This window comes from Rothia similimucilaginosa (assembly GCF_029850985.2).
Lineage (GTDB): Bacteria > Actinomycetota > Actinomycetes > Actinomycetales > Micrococcaceae > Rothia.
Genome location: NZ_CM138149.1, coordinates 702,827 through 716,050, shown reverse-complemented (window position 1 = coordinate 716,050; position 13,224 = coordinate 702,827). Strand labels below are relative to the sequence as shown.

10 protein-coding genes and 1 other RNA gene are annotated in these 13,224 nt (G+C 58.0%); 8 read left to right on the top strand and 3 right to left on the bottom strand.

Features of this window, described 5'->3' with window-relative positions; translation table 11 throughout:
* The first annotated feature begins 7 nt into the window (after positions 1–7).
* The 8 genes from QFX07_RS03050 to QFX07_RS03015 all read left to right on the top strand — a co-directional run bounded on the left by QFX07_RS03050 (position 8) and on the right by QFX07_RS03015 (position 9,960).
* Positions 8–3,676: a multifunctional oxoglutarate decarboxylase/oxoglutarate dehydrogenase thiamine pyrophosphate-binding subunit/dihydrolipoyllysine-residue succinyltransferase subunit gene (locus tag QFX07_RS03050; RefSeq protein WP_279754222.1), complete on the top strand. Its 3,669-nt coding sequence runs from the start codon at positions 8–10 to the stop codon at positions 3,674–3,676.
* A gap of 219 nt (positions 3,677–3,895) precedes the next feature.
* Complete coding sequence (locus QFX07_RS03045; RefSeq protein ID WP_005505446.1) at positions 3,896–4,495, top strand: GDSL-type esterase/lipase family protein; 600 nt, start codon at positions 3,896–3,898, stop codon at positions 4,493–4,495.
* 230 nt (positions 4,496–4,725) lie between these two features.
* On the top strand, positions 4,726–4,800 hold the full coding sequence (locus QFX07_RS03040; RefSeq protein ID WP_095343185.1) for a 50S ribosomal protein bL37: 75 nt from the start codon (positions 4,726–4,728) through the stop codon (positions 4,798–4,800).
* Positions 4,801–4,957: 157 nt separating this feature from the next.
* Entirely contained in the window at positions 4,958–5,662 is a 705-nt protein-coding gene (locus QFX07_RS03035) for a sigma-70 family RNA polymerase sigma factor (RefSeq protein ID WP_279754223.1), read from the top strand.
* Between the two features lie 89 nt (positions 5,663–5,751).
* Complete coding sequence (rsrA, locus tag QFX07_RS03030; RefSeq protein WP_279754224.1) at positions 5,752–6,075, top strand: mycothiol system anti-sigma-R factor; 324 nt, start codon at positions 5,752–5,754, stop codon at positions 6,073–6,075.
* Between the two features lie 261 nt (positions 6,076–6,336).
* Positions 6,337–7,821: a 3-phosphoshikimate 1-carboxyvinyltransferase gene (gene aroA, locus QFX07_RS03025; RefSeq protein WP_279754225.1), complete on the top strand. Its 1,485-nt coding sequence runs from the start codon at positions 6,337–6,339 to the stop codon at positions 7,819–7,821.
* On the top strand, positions 7,822–8,949 hold the full coding sequence (gene rsgA / locus QFX07_RS03020; RefSeq protein WP_279754226.1) for a ribosome small subunit-dependent GTPase A: 1,128 nt from the start codon (positions 7,822–7,824) through the stop codon (positions 8,947–8,949).
* A 69-nt stretch (positions 8,950–9,018) separates the two neighbouring features.
* Positions 9,019–9,960, top strand: a complete 942-nt coding sequence (locus tag QFX07_RS03015) for an inositol monophosphatase family protein (protein ID WP_279754227.1) — start codon at positions 9,019–9,021, stop codon at positions 9,958–9,960.
* A gap of 110 nt (positions 9,961–10,070) precedes the next feature.
* On the opposite strand, the gene QFX07_RS03010 is transcribed toward QFX07_RS03015, so the two are convergent.
* The 3 genes from QFX07_RS03010 to ssrA form a co-directional block, all read right to left on the bottom strand.
* A complete protein-coding gene (locus tag QFX07_RS03010; RefSeq protein WP_279755103.1) occupies positions 10,071–10,670 on the bottom strand; it encodes a hypothetical protein in 600 nt (199 codons plus the stop codon).
* 840 nt (positions 10,671–11,510) lie between these two features.
* The gene (locus tag QFX07_RS03005; RefSeq protein ID WP_279755102.1) at positions 11,511–12,146 is read right to left on the bottom strand and encodes a hypothetical protein; all 636 of its coding nucleotides are present in this window, start codon (positions 12,144–12,146) and stop codon (positions 11,511–11,513) included.
* A gap of 654 nt (positions 12,147–12,800) precedes the next feature.
* Positions 12,801–13,174, bottom strand: a transfer-messenger RNA (tmRNA) gene (gene ssrA, locus QFX07_RS03000).
* Positions 13,175–13,224 lie beyond the last annotated feature (50 nt).

The window sequence follows — 13,224 nt, the reverse complement described above, 5'->3', positions numbered from 1 at the left end:
TTATAACGTGCCAAATCTGCCAGAACATCTGGTTCCTGAGGAATTTGCCGGTAACGAATGGTTCGTTGAAGAACAGTACGAGCGTTACCAGAAGGACAAGAACCTCGTGGACCATTCATGGTGGCCCATTTTTGAGACCATCGATAAGGCGCTGGGAGGCGCCGGTACCACTAGTGCAGCTCCTGCTGCGGCACCCGCTGTACCTGCTGCACCTGTAACACCTCCAGCTCCCGCGGCACCGAAGCCTGCGGCTGCGCCTGCTACCCCCACCCCTCCCGCTGCTACCAAGAAGGCTGAACCTGTGGAACCTGTTGAAGACAAGATTGTCCCCCTCCGCGGCCCTGCTAAGGCAGTCGTCACGACCATGGAAGAGTCGCTGACTGTCCCCACCGCAACCACCGTTCGTGCGGTCCCCGCAAAGTTGCTCATTGAGAACCGCACTGCCATCAACAAGTACCTGGCAAGTACCCGTGGCGGCAAGGTCTCCTTCACTCACATCATCGGTTACGCAGTAATTCGCGCGGTAGCAGCGATGCCTTCGATGAACGTGACCTACGGTGTGGATGAGAAGGGCAAGCCCGTTGCAATCCACAACGCACACGTGAACTTTGGTCTGGCTATTGACCTGCCCCGCCCCGATGGTTCCCGCAACCTGGTTGTTCCGAACCTGAAGGGTGCTGAACAGCTGAGCTTCCGCGAGTTCTGGGATGCGTACAACGACATCGTTAAGCGTGGCCGTAATGGCGCGCTGACCATTGAGGACTTCCGCGGCACCACTGTTTCGCTGACCAACCCCGGTGGTATTGGTACCGTCCACTCGGTGCCCCGCCTCTCCAAGGGCCAGGCGGCCATCATTGGTGTGGGTGCTTTGGAGTACCCGGCTGAGTTCCGCGGCCTGTCCGAGAAGCTCATCACTCAGCAGGGCCTATCCAAGATCATCACCCTGACCAACACCTACGACCACCGCGTCATTCAGGGTGCAGGTTCCGGTGAGTTCCTGAAGCTGGTTGAGCACTACCTACTCGGCGGCGACGACTTCTACGATGCAATCTTCCGCGATCTGAAGGTTCCTTTCGAGCCGGTTCGTTGGGCCCGCGACAACCACGTCGATGACGCTCAGGAAATTTCCAAGGTTGCACGTATTCAGCAGCTGATTCACGCTTACCGTGTGCACGGCCACCTGACCGCAGCAACCAACCCCGTTGGTTACAAGATGCGTTCGCACCCGGACCTGAAGCTGGAGAACTACGGCCTGACCCTGTGGGATCTGGACCGTGTCTACCCGACCGGTGGCTTTGGCGGTTCTGAGCGTCTTCCGCTGCGCACCATCCTGGAGCGCCTGCACGAGGCATACTCCGGTTCTCTGTCCGTTGAGTACATGTACTCTGAGGACCCCGAGGTTCGTGCATGGTTCCAGGAACGTCTGGAGCGCGGTGCCGCTAAGCCCACCCGTGAGGAGCAGTTGCGTGTTCTTTCCAAGCTGGTTGAGGCTGAGGCGTTTGAAAACTTCCTGCAGACCAAGTACCTGGGCCAGAAGCGTTTCTCCCTGGAGGGCGGCGAGTCCCTGATTCCGCTGCTGGACGCTGTTCTGGACAAGGCCGCTAACAACGACCTAAAGGGCGTTGCGATTGGTATGGCACACCGCGGTCGCCTGAACGTGCTGACCAACATTGCCGGTAAGTCCTACGCTCAGATTTTCCGTGAGTTCTCCGGCACCGCAGCACCTTACGAGGGCGGCTCCGGTGACGTGAAGTACCACCTCGGTACCGAGGGTGTCTTCACCTCGGATTCCGGTAAGCAGACCCAGGTGTACGTGGCTGCTAACCCCTCGCACCTTGAGGCTGCAAATACCGTACTCGAGGGCATCGTCCGCGCTAAGCAGGACGTCTACCGCGAGCAGGGCATTGAAGGCCACCCGGTCCTGCCGATCCTGATTCACGGTGACGCAGCGTTCGCGGGCCAGGGCATCGTCATGGAGACCCTGCAGATGGCTGGTCTGAAGGCCTACACCACCGGCGGTACCCTGCACGTTGTGGTGAACAACCAGATTGGCTTCACTACCCTGCCGAACGATGGCCGCACCGCAACCCACGCCTCCGACATTGCGCGTATGACCAAGGCTCCGGTCTTCCACGTCAACGCTGATGATCCAGATGCTGTAGTTCGCGCCGCACGCCTGGCATTCGAGTACCGTGAGCGCTTCGGTTGCGACGTTGTCATTGACCTGATTTGCTACCGCCGCCGCGGTCACAACGAGGCTGACGATCCGTCGATGACCCAGCCGAAGATGTACCAGGATATTGACGTCCTGCCCTCGACCCGCACCCTGTACGCACAGGATTTGGTCGGTCGTGGCGATGTCTCTCAGGAAGAGGCAGACGAAGTTCTGAACTCCTACCACTCGAAGCTGGACGCTATCTTCGTCGAGACTCAGTCTTCGGCACCGGCTCCTGCTGGCGCACATGTTTCCGGTCTGGAACTGCCCGCATCCCAGCAGAATACCGAGGTCGTTCACTCCGGTAAGACTGCAATCTCCCGCGACACTCTGCAGCACATCGCTGACGCGTTCGGTAAGGCTCCCGAGGGCTTCACCATCCACAAGAAGCTAAAGAAGCTCATGGACCAGCGCGTTGAGATGGGCCGTAGCGGCAACGTGAACTGGGGTATGGGCGAACTGCTCGCCTTCGGTTCGCTGCTGATGGAGGGCACCGACGTTCGTATGAGCGGTCAGGATGTTCAGCGCGGTACCTTCGTTCAGCGTCACGCTGTTCTGCACGACCACATCACTGATGAGGAATGGTCGCCGCTGGAGCACCTCTCTGAGGATCAGGGCAAGTTCCGTATCTACAACTCTTTCCTCTCTGAGTACGGCGTTCTCGGCTTCGAGTACGGCTACTCGGTAGAGCGCCCCGACTCGCTCGTGGTGTGGGAGGCTCAGTTCGGTGACTTCGCAAACGGTGCTCAGACCATCATTGACGAATTCGTGTCCTCCTCCGAGCAGAAGTGGGGTCAGCGTTCCTCGCTGGTTATGCTGCTTCCTCACGGCTACGAGGGTCAGGGTCCTGACCACTCCTCGGCTCGTGTTGAGCGTTACCTGCAGCTGTGCGCTGAAAACAACATGACTGTGGCTTGCCCGTCGACCCCGGCTTCGCACTTCCACCTGCTGCGTCGTCATGCTCAGCACCGTCCGTACAAGCCGCTGGTGGTGATCAGCCCCAAGCAGCTGTTGCGTCTGAAGGCTGCTGCATCCTCGATTGAGGACTTCACTGAGGGTTCGTTCCAGCCGGTGATTGGTGACCGTTCGGGCATCAACCCGGCTCAGGTTGAGCGTCTGGTCTTTGTTTCCGGTCGTCTCTACTACGATCTGGAGGCAGAGCGCGAGCGCCGCGGCGACACCAAGACCGCTATTGTCTCGGTGGAGCAGCTGTACCCGCTGCCCGAGCAGGAGATCAAGGAGCAGCTGGCTCTGTACTCGAACGCTACCGACATTGTGTGGGCTCAGGACGAGCCCGCTAACCAGGGTCAGTGGCCGTTCATGGCAGTGAACCTGTTGCCGTTGCTGGACCGCCGCGTGCGTCTTGCTTCCCGTGCTGCTGCGGCTTCCCCGGCTGCTGGTACCGGTAAGCTGCACACTGCTGAGGCTGAGGCCCTGTTCAACCAGGTCTTCGAAGGCTAAGGTCTTCTGCGGCTAAGCAGCTAAGGTTTTAGCTCTTCAAAACCCGTCTTCCCATCAGATGTTTCTGGTGCGAAGACGGGTTTTTTAGTCTCAGATACTTACCGGAGAGGATATTAAGTTCGAAAAGAGGCTCAATAGCGCTTATCCTAGATATGAAGACTATTACTCACGTGCCTTGCCGCCTCTACGGCGGGCGCATCCTGCTGAAGAAAGAATTCCGTGGAGCAACGCAATATTCGAATTGTGGCAGTCGGCGATGACCTGCTCGCCGGTGTTGGCGACCCCCGTACCCTCGGCTGGTTTGGCCGTGTTATGGCGCGCACCCCGCAGACCACTGCATCCATTGCGGCATATAACCTTGCCGCGCCCAATGAAGGTAGCGAGCAGCTGAATGCACGCTGGTTTGAGGAGGCGCGCCGCCGCTTCGTTCCCGGTGCTGATAACCGCCTCATTATTGCTCCGTCGACCTTTGACATTGATTTGGGTCTGACCAGCGCTCGTTCGCGTTTGAACCTGGCAAACATTGTGGACATGGCGTCGCAGAACAACATTAAGGTTCTGGTTGTTGGTCCGCCGCCGACCCTGGACGCTGAGCGTAACCGCCGTATCGCTGACCTGTCGGCGGCATACGCGGATGTGGTGACCCGCCGTAACCACGTGTACGTGGATACGTTCAACCCGCTGCTTCACCATGAGCAGTGGCGCAACGATCTTGCTGCAAATGATGGTCGCCCGGGTCAGTCCGGTTACGGTCTGATGGCGTGGCTGGTTCTGCACCGCGGTTGGTACAACTGGCTGAACATTCCTGAGCACGGCTAAGAGCCTGCTCCCCCGGCTGGGACTGCGAGTTGATGCGAAGAAAGTTCGTGTTTTTTAGCTCATATCCCGGTTCCAAGATGCAATCATGCCGTTTCTATGAAAAAATAGACGGCGTTGCCCTTATAGCGTGGGCCACCGGTTTTCGGTGGCCGCCTCTGCTAGGGCAGGTAATAGGGAGCGCGCACCGCGAAGGTGGGGCGTGCATCCATGAACACTATAAGGAGGCTCTGATGAGCAAGCGCGGTCGTAAGCGCAAGGACCGTCGTAAGGGCGGCGCAAACCACGGTAAGCGCCCCAACGCATAAGGTATCTTGTATACACTTTAAAACCCCGGCGTTTCGGATATTATTCGGACCCGGGGTTTTGCTTTACCCGTAGATGTTTGTGGGTGTTCTGCGGAATAAAGAGAAGAATTCTACGTTATGGATGTGAACGCCTGGCGCGTTCCTGTAGAGGAGAAACATGGCTGAAACCAACACCGCGGCGGATACCCGCGAGCTGCGCGAACGCTTTACCGCGGATGCTATGCAGTATGTGGATCAGCTCTACGCTGCCGCCCTGCGGATGAGCCGCAACTCTGCCGATGCTGAAGACTTGGTGCAGGAAACCTATATGAAGGCTTTTGCCTCGTACCACCAGTTCACCGAGGGTACGAACCTGAAAGCGTGGCTGTACCGCATCCTGACGAATACGTACATCAATCTGTACCGTAAGCGTAAACGTGAGCCGCAGCAGTCTCAAGGTGAGACGGTGGAGGATTGGCAGCTAGCTCAGGCCGGCGAGCATGATGCGGTAGGTCTGCGTTCTGCTGAGGCGGAGGCGCTGAGCGCCCTGCCGAATACGGAGGTTCGTGAGGCTCTGAACGAGCTGTCTGAGGATTTCCGCATGGTGGTGTACTACTCCGATGTGGAGGGTTTCGCGTACAAGGATATTGCGGAGATTCTGGATATCCCCATGGGCACGGTGATGTCTCGTCTGCATCGTGGCCGCCGGATTTTGCGTGAAAAGCTACTCGATTATGCGCGAGAGAATGGTCTGCGCCCTTCGACTATCGCAAAGGTAGCAGCGAAGACACATGCTAAGGCGCAGCCGGCTAAGGCTACCACAGCCAAGGGCGTAAAGTCTCCGCCGGCGAGCTCTCGTTCCGAGGCGCCTGCGGATTCTTAACTCCGTTCTTCTACCGGTGAGATAGCCCCATGAGGTTAAGGCTAGACTTCCCCTAACGCTTTATACCTTCCGTGTGAAAGGAACCCCCGATGTCAAGCACAGACAAGAATTTTTCCGTCCCCCAAACCCCTGCAGCTTCCGTAGCTTCTGAGCCGCTAGAGGATTGCGGAGGCCTGCCCTGCTCATCGACCCTCAAGCGCCTCTACGAATTCCTCGATAGGGAGCTGAGCCCCGAGCAGCTACACACAATTCAGGCGCATCTGAATGCCTGCCCCGAGTGCGCGGATGTAAAGGACTTTGAGCTGATGGTGCGTGAGAAGATGCGTTCTTCGTGCGCTCAGCAGGCGCCCGAGCAGTTGAAGGTGAGACTGTTGCAGGATGTGCAGAATTTCTGCGCCAAAGCAAACCTCTAAACTGCCCCAAGTTGTTGTCCCGCTGAGGTAGAGAAATCGAATGATGAGTAAAGGTGGTGCACCAATGACGGTGCGCCGCCTTTACGCGTATTGGTTGGTTCACGCTGTCTAGCTCGTGTTACCTGGTTCGTTCGGGCCGCATATCTCAGCGTTGGAGCCCTCAGCGGCTCGCAAACCCTCAACCGGTAGAATAGTGGTAGACGTCAACGGGCGCAGCGTCTCTGAGTCTGCGCCCCCATGATTTGAACCAGAAGAGGATGTATGAGCGACGCAGCAGTGCAACTTTCCCCCGGCGATTGGCCCGCTCCCCTGGTGCCCGCCTCCAGCGAAACCGCTGGCAAGAATGCGCTGGTGCATATTCCGGGTTCTAAGTCGCTCACGAACCGTTATCTGCTGCTTGCTGCTTTGGCCGATTCCCCTTCGTATTTGCGTGCGCCTCTACATTCGCGCGATTCGGCGCTGATGATTGAGGCGCTGCGTCAGCTGGGTGCGGGTATTGAGCTGGTGCCGACCGATTCGCCGTTTGGTCCGGATATCAAGGTCACTCCCCTCAACTTTGCGCAGGCAGATTCCATACAGCCGCAGGCGGTGTCGATTGAGTGCGGTCTTGCCGGTACCGTGATGCGTTTTGTACCCGCTCTGGCGGCACTGCTGCCGGGTGAGTTTGCTTTTGACGGTGACCCGCATGCCCGTCAGCGTCCGATGGGTCCTGCCCTAGAGGGTCTGCGTCAGCTGGGTGTGCAGGTGGATTATGAGCAGGGCGAGAACGCTCTGCCCTTCGTGCTACGCTCCCCCGGTCTGGCGAGCGCGGAGGGTGTCTCTGAGGCGCCTGTGGTTCGTATTGATGCTTCGACCTCGTCTCAGTTCGTTTCGGCTCTGCTGTTGATGGCCCCTCGCCTGCCGCAGGGCATGGTGCTGGTGCACGAGGGCTCTTCGGTGCCGTCCATCCCGCACATTCAGATGACCGTGGAGGCACTGCGTCAGATGGGCATCGAGGTTCAGGAGCACTACCCGAGCCAAGGCAACGAAGCAGAAGGTGGCGAGTACCGTTGGACGGTTCACCCCGGTTCTTTCCCCGGCTTTGAGATGACCATTGAGCCGGACCTGTCGAATGCCGGTCCGTTCCTTGCCGCTGCCGTGGTTACCGGCGAGTCGGTAACTATTCCCCACTGGCCGGAACCCGCGGCTGATTCTTCGGCGGGCACGACCCAGGTGGGCGATATGTGGCGTGAGCTTCTGCCCGCACTGGGTGCGCAGGTTCGCTACTCTGAGGGCCGTCTGACCGTAACCGGTCCGGTGCAGCTTCCCGAGGGTGATTTCTTCTTTGACCTGTCTGCCGGTGGTGAGTTGGCGCCGACTATGGCGGCTGCCTGTGCTTTCGTGAAGGGTCGCGTGGAGCTGACCGGTATTGCGCATCTGCGCGGTCATGAGACGGACCGCCTTGCCGCGCTCGCCGCTGAGATTAACCGTCTGGGAGGCAGCGCCCACGACACCGCCGATTCGCTGGTGATTAAGGCGCCCATCCCCGCTACCGTTGAGGCTGCACAGGTTCTGGCTCGCACCTACGACGATCACCGTATGGCGACCTTCGCAGCGATTATTGGTCTGCGCCGCCCCAACGTGGTGGTGCAGAATGTGGCCACCGTGGCTAAGACCATGCCCGAATTTACCGTAATGTGGGAGGATATGCTGGTGCAATGGCAGACCGGCGCTTCCACCGTTACCGCCGACCAGGAGGTCTTCTAAATGGGTTCTTCCCGCATGAACGTGCGCGATTTCTCCGAATGGGATGAATCGGATGTGCGCGTGCGCCCGAACAAGAAGGGCTCCCGCCCCCGCACGAAGGACCGCCCGACCTTCAAAGAAGCGATTCGTGGCAGGGTCATTACGGTGGACCGCGGCCGCTGGTCGGTCGTTGTTGATGAGGGTACCGAGAAGGAGCGTACCCTCATTGCGGCGCGCGCTAAGGAGCTGCGCCGCACCGCGATTGTGACCGGTGACTTTGTGGATTTGGTGGGTGACACCTCCGGTGCGAAGGATACCCTGGCGCGCATTGTGCGTCTGGGCGAGCGCACCTCGATTCTGCGCCGTAGCGCCGATGACACCGACCCGTCGGAGCGCGTGGTCGTGGCGAATGCTCAGCAGCTGGTGATTGTGGTTGCTGCGGCGAACCCGGAGCCGCGCACCGGCTTCATTGACCGTGCCGTGGTGGCGGCGTTTGATGCCTGTATTGAGCCGATTCTGTGCATTACGAAGACCGATGTGCGGTACCCGCAGAACCTGCTGGATTACTATGCGGCGAGCGGTTTGAAGATTGTGCTGTCTTCGTCTTCGGATGGTTTGGCGCCGAGTCAGGAGGGCGCTGCCGGTTTGGAGTCGGCGCCGGTTCAGGAGCTTCTGCAGGAGCTGCTGGGTCAGGTGTCGGTGCTTCTGGGCCATTCGGGTGTGGGTAAGTCGACCCTGGTGAATGCGCTGACCGGCTCTGAGCGTGCAACCGGCCATGTGAACGCGGTGACGGGCCGTGGCCGCCACACTTCCTCGTCGGCGTTGGCGTTGCGTCCGGTGAATGCGAATGGGGATCCGATGGAGCCGGGCACCTGGATTATTGATACTCCGGGTATTCGTTCTTTCGGTTTGGCGCATGTGCCGCAGGAGACCGTGGTGGAGGCGTTCGTGGATCTGGCGCCGGGTGCGGCGGATTGTGCGAAGGCGTGTACTCACGCAGCGCAGGCTCCCGAGTGCGGTCTGGAGGCGTACGTTGCTGCCGGTCATGCCGGTCAGAGCGGTCCCGCCCGCCTGGAATCCTTGCGTAAGCTGCTGCTGTTGACTCCTGAAGAGGGCGATTCGGAGAAGGAACTGGGCGCTCTCGTCTAGGTTCTCTCCCCTGCACTACACACACATTTTTGCTGACTACATCACCGAACACTGAAGAAGATCATTACTATGAGCCGTCCCCAGCAGTACACCGACGATTTGCGTCTTGCGCATATTCTTGCCGATAGCGTCGATCGTGTGAGCACCATGCGTTTTCGTGACCGCCCGGTCTTCTCCCCCGCATCCGAGGTAGTGGAGCCCGCCGAAACGGCACCGGCTGCGGCACTGTTGGCGCCGTGGCAGCAGGCTAATCAGCAGCCCGCAGAGCCGCAGGCACCGGTGCAGGAGCCTGCAGATTACGCCTCGGGTGTGGCCCAGGAGGTTGAGGAGCTTCTGCACGCGCAACTGTCGCGTGTGCGTACTCGTGACGGTATTGCCGGTACGCATGCCGGCTATAACGGTCAGGCGTCGCGCCAGTGGGTGATTGCACCGATTGCTGAGCTGGATAATTTTCGCCGCGGCGTACCGGTATGGGCGACTCTGATTGCTCTGCTGGATCAGGGTGAGCCGGTGGTGGGTGTGGTGTCTGCACCCGCGCTGGGTCGCCGCTGGTGGGCTGCTCGCGGCTCGGACGCGTATACGGGTAAGTCTTTGGCGCAGGCGACTCGTCTTGAGGTGTCTTCGCTGACTCAGCTGGATCAGCTGTCTGCCGCGTACACCGACCTCTCTTCCTGGAAGGCCGCTGCTGAAGGCGCTGTGGACCGCTCTGGGGAGCTTGTACAGCTTCTGGGTTCAGTGGGTCGTTCCCGTGCGTACGGTTCGTTCTGGGCGGCGTGTATGCTCGCTGAGGGTGCCGTGGACACCGTCGTGGACGCATCCCTGTCTTTCTACGAGGTGGCGGCGCTACTGCCGCTGATTCGTGAGGCTGGTGGCGTCGCCTCCACCCTAGAGGGTGATTTGCCCAAGCATGCGGGCCTTTCAGTCTCCGGTGTGCACCCGGTGTCCCTGGTGGCAAGTAATACGGCGGCGGTCCAGCAGCAGGTGCTGGAGGCGCTCGCACCCCGACCCTAGTCTGCACTCCCCTCCCCGGTAGTGGTGACAATATAGCGAGGCGGCGGCTTTCCGGTAAGTGGAAAGCCGCCGCCTCGCTGTTATCGCGCTGAGAGCAAGTGTTGCCTGTTTTAGGACAGCATCGTGAGGGTGCCGAGCAGACCCAGCAGGCTCAGACCCGAGATGATGTAGGCCAGAATGTTGAAGGTCGTCATCTTCGAGGTGTACTTGGTGGTGTGACCGACGTTCACCTTCGCCGAGTAGATGGCAAGCCAAATCGAGACGCCCACCGGGATCAGACCCACGAGCAGTAGCGCAATCACCATGATGTTGGGGCTCAGGCTCAGGCCGGAGCTATACGCAGAGCTGTAACCGCCGGAGCTGCCCATCGATTCGGTGTGGAGTGCCGCGACCTGAACCCACGCGTAGAGGGTCAGGGCCAGGGCACCCAGGGAGGCACCGAACGCACCGATGGAGTAGAAGTAGCCGGGGCCGCGGAAGTCGCCGGTGGTCTCACCGTAGGGGCGGCGGTGCTCAGCCGGCACCCGGTAGATGTCCGGGATGCGCTGGTAGCTGTCGTCCCGGTCGCGCACGTTAGCGGGTGCCACGCCCAGGGCGGGTGCGGGTGCTACGCCTGCAGGTACCGGCTGCGGGGAGTTTGCGTTGTTCTGCTCCGGGAAGGAGGGGGCGGGAATCTGGTTCTCCATGGTGTGTCCTTGAGTGGTCGTCATAGCGGCTGTGTGGCTACCGTATCGTAGCGTTGGCGTCACTATGAGCGGCTATGCTATATGACCGGCTACTTTGTGGCTCGTTTGGTGGCTCTGTGGTTGCTCTCTAACGTTGCCGGTGAGATTGAATAAACAATCAATACCGAACAACGGTATCTACCCTTCGATACTACGGCATAGGACGCGTTTTCGTCTTCTCTGATGGCGTTCTCATTACAATGCGGTCACCTGAGCGCCCTCGGGCACGCCGGTACACCCCAGAACGGACCGGCAATACAGGACCGACCAATTGGGTATAAAAATACCCGGCAGGTGACGCCGTGGGGCGTCCTGCCGGGTGGTAGAAACCTACCACGGTTCTTCCTCTGGATTGGAACCGATAATCACCGCCGCACCCCATACGGGATAGCGGACGGCTGGGAGATCGTGGAGATGCGGGGAACGCGGTGTTCGTCAAAGACCAGGTGTTCTGTGGTGCTGATGGAGCAGGTGTTTTAAGACCAAACCAAGATAAAAGACTCATATATTACCTTTATATACAGCAAGATGTGGCAGCAGTTTTAAAACTGCTACCACATCTCGTTGACCACTTAGAAACTTCTAAGCGATGTTTTACACACTAGGTCCTTTAGGGGGTCCCTTAGGGAACTTTGAATCACTCTCAAGCGTCCTTCTGGCTGCAAAAGTGACCAAAAGACCTCCTAAAATTGCACTTAGAATTGATACTGGATTAAAGAACTCCCCGTCTCTGGCAAATGAGATAATCACCCAGAACACCGGAACAATAGTGAGAAAAAATCCTAGTGTAAATATATTCTTCGTACGCATTGGACCTCTCCCAGGTTAAAGAGTGAGAGTGCAGGACACTGCTGGAACAGCTAGCGCAGCGGCAATTACTGCCGGACCTCCAAGGGCTTTTCCAAAACCACCAACAAATGCTGGCCCTAAAGCTCTTGCAATCGTGGAAGCAGCTAGCCCCCAATTCCAAGCAGAAATTGCGGTTGTGAGTACAGTCCAAGTCCCATACGTGAAAGCAGTCGCAGGAATACCTAACGCATTAAGAACCACGCATTTTGCATAACTGCCTGCGCTGTTAGTAGTTGCTACGCCCCTACTCCCTTCGGGTCCAGCAGAGAACACTGCACCTGATCGATTTGAAGTATCGTTGAAAGCTGCTGCAACTGTACGAAAATCTTCAAGTTGATCCGCATAACCATCTTCAATGATGGCATCTTCGTTTGCAACGTATTTCCCATCAACTTGAGGTATATACCTGGTGAAGAGCTTTTCCAAGTCTTCAGCCAATTTCGCAACGTTAGCTTCAGGCATTACTGCACTGCCGCTTTCGTAAAATTTGCTGTTGCCACCAAGATTAGCAGCATATGCCGTTCCAGTGACACCTCCTGACCCCAAAACGAGAGCAACAGCAGTTCCAGAGCCAACCAGTGCTTTAAAAGCACCTCTTAGAATTTTTGTCATTGTAATTCTCCTTGCGTTTCCTTCCGAATTTCGGTGTTCGTGTAGGAGATGTGCGTGAAATTTCTTATTCCTCATAAGCTTTATGATGAATGCATTCCCACGTCACATAATGACGTATCTGACATCACTATGTGATGTATATTACGCCACTACTCAGTAGTGTATCAGAGACTCTCATCAGATGCAACACGTAAAGTGACATTACATGAAAAACATGTCTCTTCTGTCATACACGCTCTCAGTGGCGGGTCCACAGCCGCATCTAATCGCGCGGTCGAGGCCCACGGCGTCCAAGTTTTGGGTCATCTGGACTGCTCCCCACCGGTCGAACGCAACCTCCCGCAACTCGTAGGTTTCAGAAATCTGCTCTTGCTAGTCAATCAGTTCGAAGGGTTTGCCGGCCCAGCGGCCCTCCGTGTGGGTCAATGCTTGGATGAACGCCACCGCATAATCAGCAGCGTGTTTGTCATAGTGGGAGCTGGCGGCCATGAACCGGGCCGGCAATACAGGACCGACCAATTGGGCATAAAAATACCCGGCAGGTGACGCCGTGGGGCATCCTGCCGGGTGGTAGAAACCTACCGCGGTTCTTCCTCTGGATTGGAACCGATAATCACCGCCGCACCCCATACGGGATAGCGGGAGGTTGGGAGATCGTGGAGATGCGGGGAATCGAACCCCGGTCCGATGTGGCGTCAACGGGGCTTCTCCGTGCGCAGTTTATGCGAACGCTACTTTTCGGCTCCGGTACTTGCATAAACACATATACCGACGAACCTAGTCACGTAAAAGTCCCGCCAGCCCCCGCAACAAGGGCTAGCAGCAGTGGCCTTTTAAGTCGATGCCGGTAACTGAGCCAAAGGCATGCTCAGGCCGACAGACGGCAACTCGCGCTTAGGCAGCGAGTGCGAAGTCAGTGCGCTTAGATTCTGCACTTAATTTTTTTGCAGAGGGCGTTAACGAGATAACCCTGCATCCTCGGCACGCTTCACCCATCTCAACTCACATCGTCGAAACCGATCATCCCCCTATGCTTTTATCAAAAAGCCCACCGTCTTCTGAAAGTTTTCCTCAACAT

Bases quoted from the DNA above. Each gene is read 5' to 3' on its own strand.
- QFX07_RS03035 (WP_279754223.1), top strand. From the start codon at position 4,958: ATGGCTGAAACCAACACCGCGGCGGATACCCGCGAGCTGCGCGAACGC.
- aroA (WP_279754225.1), top strand. From the start codon at position 6,337: ATGAGCGACGCAGCAGTGCAACTTTCCCCCGGCGATTGGCCCGCTCCC.
- QFX07_RS03005 (WP_279755102.1), bottom strand. From the start codon at position 12,146: ATGACAAAAATTCTAAGAGGTGCTTTTAAAGCACTGGTTGGCTCTGGA.
- rsgA (WP_279754226.1), top strand. From the start codon at position 7,822: ATGGGTTCTTCCCGCATGAACGTGCGCGATTTCTCCGAATGGGATGAA.
- QFX07_RS03015 (WP_279754227.1), top strand. From the start codon at position 9,019: ATGAGCCGTCCCCAGCAGTACACCGACGATTTGCGTCTTGCGCATATT.
- rsrA (WP_279754224.1), top strand. From the start codon at position 5,752: ATGTCAAGCACAGACAAGAATTTTTCCGTCCCCCAAACCCCTGCAGCT.
- QFX07_RS03010 (WP_279755103.1), bottom strand. From the start codon at position 10,670: ATGACGACCACTCAAGGACACACCATGGAGAACCAGATTCCCGCCCCC.